Raw genomic sequence first — 12145 nt, 5'->3', positions numbered from 1 at the left:
ACCGGTGCCGGCCAACGTCGCCGACCGGCGCCGGTCGGCCACCTGGTCGATCGACTGGGGACGCGACTGCAAGGGCATCCACCCCCACCGCTGCGGCCCCCACGGCGTCTCCGCGACCATCTACGCCGGCAGCACGCCGCTGTGGGACCGGTACCGGGCCGTCGCCGAGGCCTCGTCCGATCGGCGCGTCCCGTGACCGCGACCCGGCCGTCGCGCGGGGACCGGAGCCTGCCCCGCTGCCGGTCCGACCAGTGGCAGATGGTCTGGACCGGCGAGCACGGCACCGCCGGCCAGCGGTTCTTCCTCAGCGGCGGGGTGCGGTCCCGCGGCGGCCCGCCCTGCCATCTCCGGGCGAAGCTGTCGCTGCGGGCCGAGCGGGACGGCCGCCTCCTGCCCGTCGCCGGCAACCCGGCCACCAGGAGCCTCGAGGGCGACCTCCCGGGCGACGGGATCCGCGAGGAGGGCGGGTCGCTGGTCATGGGCGGCGGCCCGCTGTTCTGGTCCTTCTACCGGGACGAGTGGGCAACGAGGCCCTCGAGGGGCCGGCCCGGCTGATCCTGACCTCGCCCGCCACCGGCCAGCGGCGGCCCATCGCCGGCCCCGGGAGCGGGCCGTCGTCCGACGCCCGCTGCCAGGACCGGGGCCGCCCGTCACGGCTGGCCGCCTGGCAGTAGCCCCGGGGCTACCGGCTCAGGGCACCTCGGTGGTGGCGTCCGGGTCGAGGTCGTACCGCTTGATGGCCTCGGCGACCCGGTCGGGTTCCAGGTCGCCTTCGAGGGCGAGCTCCTGGAGGACGGCCACGGCGATGTTCTCGGCGTCGATCTTGAAGTGGCGGCGCAGGGCCGGGCGGGTGTCGGAACGGCCGAACCCGTCGGTGCCGAGGATCGTGTAGGGGCGCGGCACCCAGCGGGAGATCTGGTCGGGGACCAGCTTCATCCAGTCCGTGACGGCGACGATCGGGCCCTCGACCTCGGTGAAGGTCCTGGTCACGAGGGGGACACGCCGGTCCTCGGTGGGGTGCAGCCGGTTCCACTCGTCGCAGTCGAGGGCGTCGGCGCGCAGCCGCTGCCAGCCGGGGGCGCTCCACACGTCGACGCCGACGTCCCAGTCGTCGGCCAGCAGCCGGGCGGCCCGCAGGGCCAGCGGCATGGCGCTGCCGCTGGTCACGATCTGGGCCCGCAACGCGGGGGAGCCCTCGGCCGCCTGGTAGCGGTAGAGGCCCTGGATGATGAGCTGCTCGTCCAGCCCGTCGGGCATGGGCGGCTGCACGAACGGCTCGTTGTAGACCGTCAGGTAGTAGAAGAGATCCTCGGGCTGGTCGCCGTACATGCGGCGCAGGGCGTCCTCGACGATCACCGGGATCTCGAAGGCGAAGCTCGGGTCGTAGGTCACGCACGCCGGGTTGGTGGTGGCGACCAGGGCCGAGTGGCCGTCCTGGTGCTGGAGGCCCTCCCCGTTCAGGGTCGTCCGGCCGGCCGTGGCCCCGATCAGGAACCCGCGGCAGCGCTGGTCGCCGGCGCTCCACATCGAGTCGCCGGTCCGCTGGAACCCGAACATCGAGTAGAAGATGTACAGCGGGATCATCGGCTCGCCGAAGGTGGCGTGGGACGACCCGGCGGCCGAGAACGACCCCATGGCCCCGGCCTCGGTGATGCCCTCGTGGAGGATCTGGCCCTTGGCGTCCTCCTTGTAGGACAGCACCAGCTCGCGGTCGACGGCGTCGTAGTTCATGCCCTGCGACGAGTAGATCTTGAGGTTGGGGAAGAACGAGTCCATCCCGAAGGTGCGGGCCTCGTCGGGGATGATCGGCACGATCCGCTGGCCGACGTCCTTGTTGCGGAGCAGGTCCCGGATGAGCCGGACCAGGGCCATGGTGGTGGCGACCTCCTGCTTGCCCGAGCCCTTCTTGAGCTGGCCGTACAGCTCCTTGGCGGGCAGCTCCAGCGGGCCCGAGCGGTCGACCCGGGTCGGCACCGGCCCGCCCAGGTCGCGCCGGCGCTCCTGCAGGTACTTGTGGAGGTCGGAGTCCTCGGGGGGCCGGTAGTAGGGCGGGTAGCCCTTCTCCAGGGCCTCGTCGGGCACGTCGATGCCGAGGCGGTCCCGGAAGGTGTTGAGGGTGCCGCGCACGAACTTCTTCATCTGGTGGGTGGCGTTGCGGGCCTCGAACTCGCGCCCCAGCCCGCGGCCCTTGATGGTCTTGGCCAGGATCACCGTCGGCTGGCCCTGGTGGTCGAGGGCGGCCCGGTAGGCGGCGTGCACCTTGCGCAGATCATGCCCGCCCCGGTCGATGGCCAGGGCGACCAGCTCGGCGTCGGCCTTGCCGTCGACCAGCCTGGCCAGCCCCTTGGTGTCGAACAGCTTCTCGCGGACATAGCCGGCGCCCTCGGCGGCCAGGGTCTGGAACTGGCCGTCGGGGGTGGCGTTCAGCTTGGCCACCAGCTCCCCGGTCTCGTCCCGGGCCAGGAGGTCGTCCCAGAGGCGGCCCCAGACGACCTTGATGACGTTCCAGCCGGCCCCGCGGAACAGCGCCTCCATCTCCTGGATGATCTTGCCGTTGCCCCGGACCGGGCCGTCCAGGCGCTGGAGGTTGCAGTTGACCACGAAGACCAGGTTGTCGAGCCGCTCCCGGCCGGCAACGGTCAGCGCCCCCTGGGCCTCCGGCTCGTCCATCTCGCCGTCGCCGATGAACGCCCACACCCGCGACCCGGAGGTGTCGACCAGCTCGCGGTCCTGGAGGTAGCGGTTGAAGCGGGCCTGGTAGATGGCGTTCAGGGCGCCGAGGCCCATGGAGACGGTCGGGAACTCCCAGAAGTCGGGCATGAGCCGCGGGTGCGGGTAGGAGGACAGGCCGTCGGGCTTGCTCTCCTGGCGGAAGGCGTCCAGGTTGGCCTCGGTGAGCCGGCCCTCCAGGAACGCCCGCGCGTACACCCCAGGGGACGAGTGGCCCTGGAAGAAGATCTGGTCGCCGGCGCCGCCCTCCTTGCCCCGGAAGAAGTGGTTGAAGCCGACCTCGAACAGCTCGGCCGCCGAGGCGTACGAGGCCATGTGCCCGCCGACGCCCAGCTCGGGCCGGTTGGCCCGCGACACGATGGCGGCCGCGTTCCAGCGCACGATCGCCAGCAGCCGCCGCTCCAGCTCCTCGTCGCCCGGGTACTCGGGCTCGGCCGAGGCCGGGATGGTGTTGACGTAGTCGGTCGAGGGCAGCGGGGGCAGGCCGACGTCGAGGGTGCCGGCGTGGTCGAGGACCTTGCGGAGGAGGAAGCGTGCCCGGCCCGGGCCTTCGCGTTCGACGACGTCGCCCAGCGAGTCCAGCCATTCGCTGGTCTCGTCCGGATCGGGGTCGGGAAGCTGGTCCAGCGCCCCGCCCGCGGTGACCTTCTCGCCCTCGTCGCTCACCGTCGGCTCCCTGGGATCGGGGGGTCGTCTCTCCAACCCACACCTTAGTCGCCGTCGCCGACCACTACCATGACCGGCGTGACCGAGGTGCTGTGGCTGGGGATGCTGCTGGGCGTGGGCGCCGCCCTGTCGGTCGGTCCCATCTTCGTGGTCATCGTCCAGCACGCCGCCACCAGCGGGTTCCCGGCCGCCTTCCGGGTCATCCTCGGGTCGGCCACCGCCGACCTCGTCCTGCTGGTCCCGGCCATCGCCTTCGCCTGGATCATCTCGTCGCTGGAGCGGGGGGCGCTATGGGTCGGGCTGATCGGGGCCGCGTTCCTCCTCTGCCTGGCCTGGCAGGCGGCCGGCGACGCCGTGGCCCTCTGGCACGCCGACCGCCGGCTGGTCGCCGACGACCGCTGGGCGTTCTGGAAGGGGGTCGCCGGGAACCTGGCCAACCCCCTCACCTGGACCTTCTGGCTGGCCACGGGGACGCCGGCGCTGCTGGCGGCCCAGCGGGCCGGCGGCGCGGCCGGGGTGGTGGTCTTCTGCGCCACCTGGTTCCTGGTCGCCTCGGGCCTGGAGGCGGTGATCGCCCTCGGCGTGGCCCGCTCCGGGCGGCGGGTCGGGACCCGCGGGCAGGCCTGGTTCACGGCCGTGTCGGCGGTGGCCTTCCTCTGCCTGGCCGCGACCCTGGTCGCCCGCGACGTCCTCCCGCGCCTCGGCTAGGCCTGATCCTCCGGGGGCCTAGTCATGAGGCCCCCGACCCCCCGGCCGGGACCGGGCGGCGGCCAGCTGGGCCAGGACGACCCCGGCCACGACCAGGGCGGCCCCGGCGAGCTGGGCCGGGTTGAGGTGCTGGCCCAGCAGCACCCAGGCGAACGCGACCGCGAACACCGGCTCGGAGGTGGCGGCGATGCCGGCGGTGGAGGCGCTGATCACCCGGACCGCCCCGACGGCCAGGGCGAACGGCACCAGGGTGCCGACCAGGCCGACCCCGAGCACGGCCGCCACCACCCCGGGGTCGGCCAGGGTGGCCACCGGCCACGACCACCAGGGCACGGTCAGCGACCAGATGGCCACCGCGACCAGGAACCCCCACAGCAGGGTGGTCGCCGGCTCGGCCCCGCGGCGGCCGGCCAGCTCGGCCGAGAGCAGGTAGGTGGCGAACAGCACGGCCGAGGCCAGCCCGGCGGCCAGCCCCGCCAGGTCGAGCGCCCCCAGCCCCTCAAGGGCCCGGCTGACCAGCACGGCCCCGGCCAGGGTGAGCCCGGCCGCCGCCCAGGCCAGCCGCCCCGGCCGGGACTCCTGGCCCCGCAGCGTCAGGGTGGTCACGGCCAGCAGCATCGCCGGGCCGGTGTACTGCAGGGCGAGGGCGACCCCGACCGGCAGGTGGTCGATGGCCACGTAGTAGGTCAGGTTGACCGCGGCCACGCTGGCCCCGAACCCGGCCAGGGCCGGCCAGGTCCCCGGCGGCGGCCGCAGCAGGTCGGGCCGCCGCCAGACCAGGAACGGGGCCAGGGCCAGCAGCGCCACCAGGACCCTGGCCTCGGCCAGGCGCACCGGCGGCACGCCCCGGTCGAAGGCGACCTTGGCCAGCACCGCGGCCAGGGCCCAGCAGGCCCCGGCGGCCACCACCCGTCCAAGGGCGGCGACGGTCGCGGCCCGGTCGGGGCGAGTGGTGGCACGCATCGCCCAACAGTAGGGGTCTGGGAGCGGGCTTGCCGGGGAAGTACCAGACCAACCAGATGTCCCGATCCTCGAGGAGGCAGGCGGATGGCCCGGTACAGGAGGAGAGGCGGCACCCGGCGGAGGTACGGCTACCGGCGCGGCGCCTCCGGGATCGACCCGCTGTTCTGGGTCGCGCTGGGCGTCGCCGTGCTGATCGCCGTGTTCGTGGTCGCCAGCTGAGTCAGGCCGGCAGCAGCCGGCGGGCGGCGATCGCCGGCGGCGGGGTGCCGTAGGCCAGCAGGCGGTCGTGGAAGCGGCGGAGGTCGCCGCCGACCCGGTCCCGGAGGGCCAGGATCTCGAGCTTGCCGAGGGTGTAGCCGAAGTAGCCGGGGTCCCAGGTGCCGCGGACGGCCTCGAGGCGGGCGTGGTCGGGGTCGAGGCCGGCGGTGGTCTCGAACTCGGCCGTCGCCTCCTCCAGGGTCATCCCCTGGGTGTGCATGCCGACCGCGCACAGCAGGCGGGCCGCCCGGACCAGGGCGTCGGTCCGCATCGCCACCTCGGCCTCGGGGTCGCCGGCGCGGAAGCCGGCGTCGAAGGCCGCCTCCTCGCAGTAGTGGGCCCACCCCTCGCCGAGGATCTCGTTGTACAGGGCGGTGGCGACCCGGCTGGGGGCCGGGCGCAGGTGGAGCTCGTGGGCGTGGTGGCCGGGATAGGTCTCGTGCAGGGTGCAGACGGCCAGGATGTTGGGCTCGAACAGGGCCAGCCAGCGCCCGGTCCGCTCCCGGTCCCACTCGGGCAGGGGCGGGGTCAGGTAGTAGCGGAAGCTGGACGGGGGTGCCGGGTCGAACGGCCCCGGGGCGTCGTGGAAGGCGAGGGCGCCGCGCAGGTACGGCGGGGCCGCCTCCAACTGTGGCGGCTCGTCGCCGGGCAGGGACAGGAAGCCGCTGTCGACCACGAACTGCCGGCACTCGGCCACCGACGCCCGGGCCGCGTCCAGCAGCTCGGTCGCCGCCGGGGCGCCTTTGGCAGCCCGGGTGCGCACCTCGGCCGGGGTTCCGCCGGCCAGGGCGGCCGCCTCCCACTGGGCGGCCAGCTGCCGGTCGGCCTCGGCCCGGCCCCTGGCCAGCAGCCCGGCCGGGTCGAGGGCGGTGCCGGTCCGCACCCGCACCAGCTCGGCGAAGTCGGCCGGCCCCCAGGGCGCCAGCGGCGGCCCGTCCTGGGCGGCCACCGCGGCGGCGTACCGCTCCACCGCGGCCGCCGCCGGCTCGGCCGCCGCGGCCCCGGCCAGGGCGGCGACCTCGGTCCGGTAGAAGCTGGCGTAGCCACCGAGGACGTCGGCGGCCGCCTCCCGGAAGGCCAGCGGCACCTCCTCCAGCCCGGCGGCCAGGCCGTCGAGGGCGTCGGGGACCTGCTCCAGGTGCCGGCGCAGGCCGTCGGCCCGCTCGGCCGCCGTCGCCTCCGGGCCGGACAGGTACGAGGTCACCCCGAGGACCCGACCCGCCCACAGCGGATCGCGCCGGGCCTGCTCGCGCCGGGCCAGCAGCAGCTCCTCCTCGGCCAGGACGAGGGCGAGGTGGTCGCGGTCGGCCGCCTCCTGCCCGTCGCCCGCGGGCAGGGCGGCCAGCTCGGCCAGGTGGCGGCGGCGCTCGGCGGCCCGGCGGCGCAGCCCGGCGGGGGAGAGGTCGTCGACCCGCCCCTCGTAGATGCGAAGGCCCAGCTCCCGGCCCTGGGACGGAAACGCGTCGAGCATGGCGTCCAGAATCGTGTCGAGCGTCCGTCTTGTCGCACCTGTCATGGGCGGAGTCTGTCATATACTCGGCGCGCCCGGCGCCTCCGCCGGGTGCCACGGGGACCAGCGAAGTCCGGTGTGAACCCGGCGCTGTCCCGCAACTGTGAGGCCCCGCCCCCTTCCCCGGCGGGGACGAGCCAGGTCGCCTGCCTCCGTGGCCGCAAGCTCAGTCCTCGGAGGAAGGGCGGGTTATGCCTCGGTTCCCACACGAGCCTCGCATCCTCCGACCGAGAGGAGGATGGATGAGGAGACACCGCTACCGGACCGGCGGCCTGGCGCTGCTGCTCCTGGCCCTGGTGCTGGCCGGCTGCGGCCAGGACGGGCCGGCCTCGGAGGAGGCCAAGCCGGCGCCCCAGCGGATCGTGTCGCTGTCGCCGACCGCGACCGAGATGCTGTTCGCCATCGGCGCCGGCGGGCAGGTCGTGGCCGTCGACAGCAACTCCAACTACCCCAAGGAGGCCCCCAAGACCGAGCTGTCGGCCTACGAGCCGAACATCGAGGCCATCGCCGGCTACAAGCCCGACCTGGTCGTCTACTCCGACGACCCCGGGGAGCTGGCCGCCGGCCTCTCCAAGCTCGGCATCCCGGCCCTGCAGCAGCCGGCGGCGACCAAGCTGGACGACACCTACGCCCAGCTCGAGGAGCTCGGCCAGGCCACCGGGCATGAGGCCGAGGCCGGGCAGCTGGCGGCGACGATGCGGGCCGAGATCGAGAAGATCGCCGGCGCCGACCGGCCCGAGCGGCCCCTGACCTACTACCACGAGCTGGACAAGAACCTGTACACGGCCACCTCCAAGACCTTCATCGGCCAGCTGTACGCCCAGCTCGGCCTGGAGAACATCGCCGATCCGGCCGACAAGGAGGGCACCGGCTACCCGCAGCTGTCGGCCGAGTACGTGATCAAGGCCGACCCCGACCTGATCTTCCTGGCCGACACCAAGTGCTGCGGCCAGTCGGCCAGGACGGTCGCCGCCAGGGACGGCTGGGACCAGGTCACGGCCGTCAAGACCGGCGGCGTGGTCGAGCTGGACGACGACGTGGCCTCCCGCTGGGGGCCCCGGGTGGTCGACTTCCTGAAGGTGATCGCCGCCAAGGTCCAGGCCGCGGAGGCGGTCGCTTCGTGACCGTCACCGAGCGCCGGCCCGGGCACGACCTCCCCGTCGCGCCCGGGCCGGGCCCGGCCCGGCTCCGGGCCGGCCCGCTGCTGGCCGCCTGCGCCGTCCTGGCCGGGGCGGCCCTGCTGGCCGTCCTGGTCGGCCCGGTCCGGCTCGACCCCGGCGCCGTCCTGGTCGAGCTGGCCGACCGGCTGCCGCTGGTCGACACCACCTCGGGCCTGTCGGCCCCGGAGACAGCCATCCTGTGGCAGCTGCGGCTGCCCCGGGTGGTCCTGGGCGGGCTCGTCGGGGCCATGCTGGCCCTGGCCGGGGCCGCCTACCAGGGGGTGTTCCGCAACCCCCTGGCCGACCCGTACCTGCTCGGGGCGGCCGCCGGGGCCGGGCTCGGGGCCACCCTGGCCATCGCCCACGGCCCCGACACCTCCGGCTGGGTGGTCGACCTGCTGCCGGTGGCCGCCTTCGCCGGGGCCGTCGCCGGGGTGGTGGCCGCCTACGCCCTCGGGCGCTCGGGCGGGGCCCGGACCAGCACCACCCTGATCCTCTCCGGCGTCGCCGTGGCCGCCTTCCTCACCGCCATCCAGACCTATGTCCAGCAGCGGGAGTCGGAGACGCTGCGCGAGGTCTACGGCTGGATCCTGGGCCGCCTGACCACCGCCGGCTGGCGCGAGGTCGCCCTGATGGCGCCGTACGCGCTGGCCAGCACCGTCGTCATCCTGCTCCACGGGCGCCTCATCGACGTCCTCGCCGTCGGCGACGACGAGGCCTCCAGCCTCGGGGTGCGGGCGCCCCGGGTGCGGCTGGTGGTGGTGGCCGGGGCCACCCTGGCCACCGCGGCCGCGGTCGCGGTCAGCGGCCTGATCGGGTTCGTGGGCATCATCGTCCCCCACACCGTGCGGCTGGTCGTCGGGTCCTCCTACCGGCTCCTGGCCCCGCTGAGCCTGGTCGCCGGGGCGGCCTTCCTGATCCTGGCCGACCTGGCCGCCCGCACCGTCATGGCCCCCGCCGAGCTGCCCATCGGGGTGGTCACGGCGTTCGTCGGGGCGCCGTTCTTCGCCCTGGTCCTGCGGTCGGCCCGGCGGGCGCCATGACCGCCATCGAGCTCCGCGGGGTGTCGGTGGCCCTGGAGGGGCGGCCGGTGCTGTCGGAGCTGACCCTGCGCATCCCCGGCGGGTCCCGGCTCGGCCTGATCGGGCCCAACGGGTCGGGCAAGACCACCCTGCTGCGGGCCATCGCCGGGCTGGTGCCCCACGAGGGCGAGATCCACGTCGGCGACGCCGCCGGGGCGACCCTGTCGCGCCGGGAGCTGGCCCGCCGGGTCGCCCTCGTCCCCCAGATCCCGGCCGTGCCCGCCGGCGTCACCGTCAGCGACTATGTGCTGCTGGGCCGGACCCCCCACATCCCCTACTTCGGCACCGAGACCCGTCGCGACCTGGCCGTCGTGGCCTCGGTGCTCGACCACCTGAACCTGGCCGCGTTCGCCGGCCGGCGGCTCGACTCCCTGAGCGGCGGCGAGCGCCAGCGGGTCGTCCTGGCCCGGGCCCTGGCCCAGCAGGCCCCGGTGCTGCTGCTGGACGAGCCCACCACCGGCCTGGACGTCGGCCACCAGCAGCAGGTGCTGGAGCTGGTCGACACCCTTCGCCACGACCTCGACCTGACGGTCGTCAGCGCCATGCACGACCTCACCCTGGCCGGCCAGTTCGCCGACCAGCTGGTCCTGCTCGACGGCGGCCGGGTGGCGGCCGCCGGCCCGGCCCGCGAGGTCCTGACCGAGCCGGTCATCGCCCAGCACTACCACGCGTCGGTGCGCGTGCTCGAGGACCCCGCCGGCGGCGTCGTGGTCGTCCCGGTCCGCGCCGGGGCAGAGCGGGCGGCAGAGAGGCAGGTGGCCACATGACCTCGACCGAACCGCCCCTGGAGCCGCCGCAGCGGCCGGGGCGGGCCCGGGCGCCCTCGCTGGTCCTGGTCAACACCGGCGACGGCAAGGGCAAGTCGACGGCCGCGTTCGGGGTGGTGCTGCGGGCGGTGGCCCGTGGCTGGAAGGTCTGCGTCATCCAGTTCCTCAAGTCCGGCCGCTGGCGCACCGGCGAGGAGGAGCTGGGCCGCCGCCTGGGGGTCGACTGGAACCCGCTCGGGGACGGCTTCACCTGGGACTCCGAGGACCTGGAGGCCACCAAGGCCAAGGCGGTGGCGGCCTGGGCGGCGGCCCGGCGGGTGCTCGCCTCGGGCGACTACCAGCTGGTCGTGCTCGACGAGGTCACCTACCCGATGAACTGGGGCTGGATCGACCCCGCCGAGGTGGCCGGGGCCATCGCCGAGCGCCCCCCGTCGGTCAACGTGGTCGCCACCGGCCGCGACGCCCCGGCCGAGCTGCTCGAGGTCGCCGACACCGTGACCGAGATGCGCAAGCTCCGCCACGCCTACGACCGCGGCGTCGGCGCCCGCCGCGGCATCGACTACTGATGGCCCTGACCCTGCTCCTCGGCGGCGCCCGCAGCGGCAAGTCGGCCCTGGCCGTGCGGCTGGCCGGCCGCTGGGACGGCCCGGTCACGGTGGTGGTCACCGGCGAGGCCGGCGACGCCGAGATGGCCGAGCGCATCCGCCGCCACCGGGCCGAGCGGCCCGGCGCCTGGCGGACGGTCGAAGCCCCGCGTGAGGTCGAGGCCGCCCTCGCGGGGGCGCCGGCCGGCGCGTTCGTGCTGCTGGACTGCCTGACCCTGTGGGTGTCGAACCTCGTGGAGGAGGGGCTGGACGACGAGCAGGTCGTGGCCCGGGCCCGGTCGGCGGCGGCCGCGGCCGCGGCCCGGGCGGCGCCGACGGTGGCCGTCAGCAACGAGGTCGGCGCCGGGATCGTCCCCGCCGACGCCCTGTCGCGCCGCTACCGCGACCTGCTCGGCCAGGTCAACGCCGTCTGGGCGGCCGCCGCCGACCAGGCCCTGCTGCTGGTCGCCGGGCGGGCCGTGCCCCTGGCCGACCCGCTGGCCACCCTCGGGATGGCCGATGGCTGACCTGGGGGCGGGGCTGGACCGCCAGGTTGCCCACCTGCTGGCCGGCGCGCCCGGCCCGGACGAGCGGGCGGCGGCCGCGGTCGCCGGGCGGGCCGCGGCCGTGCTGCGCCCGGGCGGGGCACTGGCCAGGCTGGACGAGCTGGCCGGGTGGCTGGCCGCCTGGCAGGGGACCACCCGCCCGGCCGTCCGCCGCCCGGCCGCGGTGGTGTTCGCCGCCGACCACGGGGTCGCGGCCTCCGGGGTCAGCGCCTACGGGGCCGAGGTGACCGCGGCCATGGTCAAGGCCCTGCGCGAGGGCGTGGCCACCGCCTGCGTGCTCGCCCGCCAGGTGGGCGCGACCCTCGACGTCGTCGACGTCGGGGTCGGCGACCCCACCGGGGACCTGGCCCGCGGGCCGGCCCTCGACCCGGCCCGGTTCCGGGCCTGCGTCCAGGCCGGCCGGGACGCCGTCGCCGGGCTCGACGCCGACCTGCTGGTCCTTGGCGAGATGGGCATCGGCAACACCACCGCGGCCGCCGCCGTCACCGCCATCCTCCTCGACCGGCCCGCCGGTGCCGCCACCGGCCGGGGCGCCGGCGTCGACGACGCCGGCCTGGCCCGCAAGGTCGCCGCCGTCGAGGCGGCCCGGGCCCGGGTCCCGACCGGGACGGCCCCCATGGAGGTGCTGCGCCAGGCCGGCGGGGCCGAGCTGGCCGCCCTGGCCGGGGCGGCCCTGGAGGCCCGGCTGCGCCGGCTGCCGCTGGTCCTTGACGGGTTCGTGGTCACCGCCGCGGTGGCGCCGCTGGAGCTGCTCCGCCCGGGCGCCCTGGCCAACGCCGTGGCCGGCCACCGCTCGGCCGAGCCGGGCCACGCGGCCCTGCTGGAGCGCCTGGGCAAGCGGCCCCTGCTGGACCTCGGCATGCGCCTGGGGGAGGGCAGCGGCGCCCTGGCCGCCGTGCCCCTGCTGCGGCTGGCCGCGGCCGCCGTCACCGAGGTCGCCACCTTCGCCGAATGGGGCCTGGACAACGGCCCAGCCGGCAGCGGGAGCGGTGCCGCACCCGGCGGGGCGGGCGAGGAACCCCGGTGAGGGACCTGCTGGGGGCGGTGTCGTTCCTGACCCGGGTGCCGACCGGGACCGGGACGCGGGCGCCGGCCGAGCTGGCCCGGTCCGTCCCCTGGTTCCCGGTGGTCGGCGCCGGGGTCGGGCTGGC

The 12145-nt window shown here is 75.7% G+C and carries 14 protein-coding genes and 1 riboswitch; of the genes, 11 read left to right on the top strand and 3 right to left on the bottom strand.

Annotation, left to right across the window (positions count from 1 at the left end; all coding sequences use genetic code 11):
• The 3 genes from VF468_07655 to VF468_07645 all read left to right on the top strand — a co-directional run.
• The coding region (locus tag VF468_07655; protein HEX5878180.1) for a hypothetical protein at positions 1-196 on the top strand (196 nt) is incomplete at its 5' end.
• A complete protein-coding gene (locus tag VF468_07650) occupies positions 193-555 on the top strand; it encodes a hypothetical protein (protein ID HEX5878179.1) in 363 nt (120 codons plus the stop codon). The genes VF468_07655 and VF468_07650, both read left to right, overlap by 4 nt.
• Positions 519-674 carry a hypothetical protein gene (locus tag VF468_07645; GenBank protein ID HEX5878178.1) on the top strand — a complete coding sequence of 52 codons (156 nt, stop codon included), beginning with the start codon at positions 519-521 and terminating at the stop codon, positions 672-674. Before VF468_07650 ends, VF468_07645 begins: the two co-directional genes overlap by 37 nt.
• A gap of 16 nt (positions 675-690) precedes the next feature.
• On the opposite strand, the gene aceE is transcribed toward VF468_07645, so the two are convergent.
• Positions 691-3396: a pyruvate dehydrogenase (acetyl-transferring), homodimeric type gene (gene aceE / locus VF468_07640; protein ID HEX5878177.1), complete on the bottom strand. Its 2706-nt coding sequence runs from the start codon at positions 3394-3396 to the stop codon at positions 691-693.
• A gap of 78 nt (positions 3397-3474) precedes the next feature.
• Between aceE and VF468_07635 the strand changes: the two genes are divergently transcribed.
• Entirely contained in the window at positions 3475-4104 is a 630-nt protein-coding gene (locus VF468_07635; protein HEX5878176.1) for a LysE family transporter, read from the top strand.
• 18 nt (positions 4105-4122) lie between these two features.
• Here VF468_07635 and VF468_07630 read toward each other — a convergent pair whose 3' ends face one another.
• On the bottom strand, positions 4123-5067 hold the full coding sequence (locus VF468_07630; protein ID HEX5878175.1) for an EamA family transporter: 945 nt from the start codon (positions 5065-5067) through the stop codon (positions 4123-4125).
• 84 nt (positions 5068-5151) lie between these two features.
• On the opposite strand from VF468_07630, the gene VF468_07625 reads away from it, so the two are divergent.
• Positions 5152-5286 carry a hypothetical protein gene (locus tag VF468_07625; protein HEX5878174.1) on the top strand — a complete coding sequence of 45 codons (135 nt, stop codon included), beginning with the start codon at positions 5152-5154 and terminating at the stop codon, positions 5284-5286.
• Position 5287: 1 nt separating this feature from the next.
• Here VF468_07625 and VF468_07620 read toward each other — a convergent pair whose 3' ends face one another.
• Positions 5288-6841, bottom strand: coding sequence for a DUF885 family protein (locus VF468_07620; protein HEX5878173.1), 1554 nt, complete (start codon positions 6839-6841; stop codon positions 5288-5290).
• Positions 6842-6906: 65 nt separating this feature from the next.
• Positions 6907-6977: riboswitch (cobalamin riboswitch) on the top strand.
• Positions 6978-7077: 100 nt separating this feature from the next.
• Between VF468_07620 and VF468_07615 the strand changes: the two genes are divergently transcribed.
• The 6 genes from VF468_07615 (at position 7078) to cobT (ending at position 12021) form a co-directional block, all read left to right on the top strand.
• On the top strand, positions 7078-7959 hold the full coding sequence (locus VF468_07615) for an ABC transporter substrate-binding protein (GenBank protein HEX5878172.1): 882 nt from the start codon (positions 7078-7080) through the stop codon (positions 7957-7959).
• 77 nt (positions 7960-8036) lie between these two features.
• A complete protein-coding gene (locus tag VF468_07610; protein ID HEX5878171.1) occupies positions 8037-9038 on the top strand; it encodes an iron ABC transporter permease in 1002 nt (333 codons plus the stop codon).
• Positions 9035-9844 carry an ABC transporter ATP-binding protein gene (locus VF468_07605; GenBank protein ID HEX5878170.1) on the top strand — a complete coding sequence of 270 codons (810 nt, stop codon included), beginning with the start codon at positions 9035-9037 and terminating at the stop codon, positions 9842-9844. The genes VF468_07610 and VF468_07605 overlap by 4 nt, the downstream gene beginning before the upstream one ends.
• Positions 9841-10410 carry a cob(I)yrinic acid a,c-diamide adenosyltransferase gene (gene cobO / locus VF468_07600; GenBank protein ID HEX5878169.1) on the top strand — a complete coding sequence of 190 codons (570 nt, stop codon included), beginning with the start codon at positions 9841-9843 and terminating at the stop codon, positions 10408-10410. Before VF468_07605 ends, cobO begins: the two co-directional genes overlap by 4 nt.
• Positions 10410-10955, top strand: a complete 546-nt coding sequence (locus tag VF468_07595; protein ID HEX5878168.1) for a bifunctional adenosylcobinamide kinase/adenosylcobinamide-phosphate guanylyltransferase — start codon at positions 10410-10412, stop codon at positions 10953-10955. The genes cobO and VF468_07595 overlap by 1 nt, the downstream gene beginning before the upstream one ends.
• Positions 10948-12021 carry a nicotinate-nucleotide--dimethylbenzimidazole phosphoribosyltransferase gene (gene cobT / locus VF468_07590; GenBank protein ID HEX5878167.1) on the top strand — a complete coding sequence of 358 codons (1074 nt, stop codon included), beginning with the start codon at positions 10948-10950 and terminating at the stop codon, positions 12019-12021. Before VF468_07595 ends, cobT begins: the two co-directional genes overlap by 8 nt.
• Positions 12022-12145 lie beyond the last annotated feature (124 nt).

The organism is Actinomycetota bacterium, from assembly GCA_036280995.1.
Classification (GTDB): domain Bacteria; phylum Actinomycetota; class CALGFH01; order CALGFH01; family CALGFH01; genus CALGFH01.
Note: the sequence above shows the minus strand (reverse complement) of the source record. Positions and strands in the feature narration are given on the sequence as shown.

Bases quoted from the DNA above. Each gene is read 5' to 3' on its own strand.
- VF468_07630 (HEX5878175.1), bottom strand. From the start codon at position 5,067: ATGCGTGCCACCACTCGCCCCGACCGGGCCGCGACCGTCGCCGCCCTT.
- VF468_07625 (HEX5878174.1), top strand. From the start codon at position 5,152: ATGGCCCGGTACAGGAGGAGAGGCGGCACCCGGCGGAGGTACGGCTAC.
- VF468_07620 (HEX5878173.1), bottom strand. From the start codon at position 6,841: ATGACAGGTGCGACAAGACGGACGCTCGACACGATTCTGGACGCCATG.
- VF468_07615 (HEX5878172.1), top strand. From the start codon at position 7,078: ATGAGGAGACACCGCTACCGGACCGGCGGCCTGGCGCTGCTGCTCCTG.
- VF468_07605 (HEX5878170.1), top strand. From the start codon at position 9,035: ATGACCGCCATCGAGCTCCGCGGGGTGTCGGTGGCCCTGGAGGGGCGG.
- cobO (HEX5878169.1), top strand. From the start codon at position 9,841: ATGACCTCGACCGAACCGCCCCTGGAGCCGCCGCAGCGGCCGGGGCGG.
- VF468_07595 (HEX5878168.1), top strand. From the start codon at position 10,410: ATGGCCCTGACCCTGCTCCTCGGCGGCGCCCGCAGCGGCAAGTCGGCC.
- cobT (HEX5878167.1), top strand. From the start codon at position 10,948: ATGGCTGACCTGGGGGCGGGGCTGGACCGCCAGGTTGCCCACCTGCTG.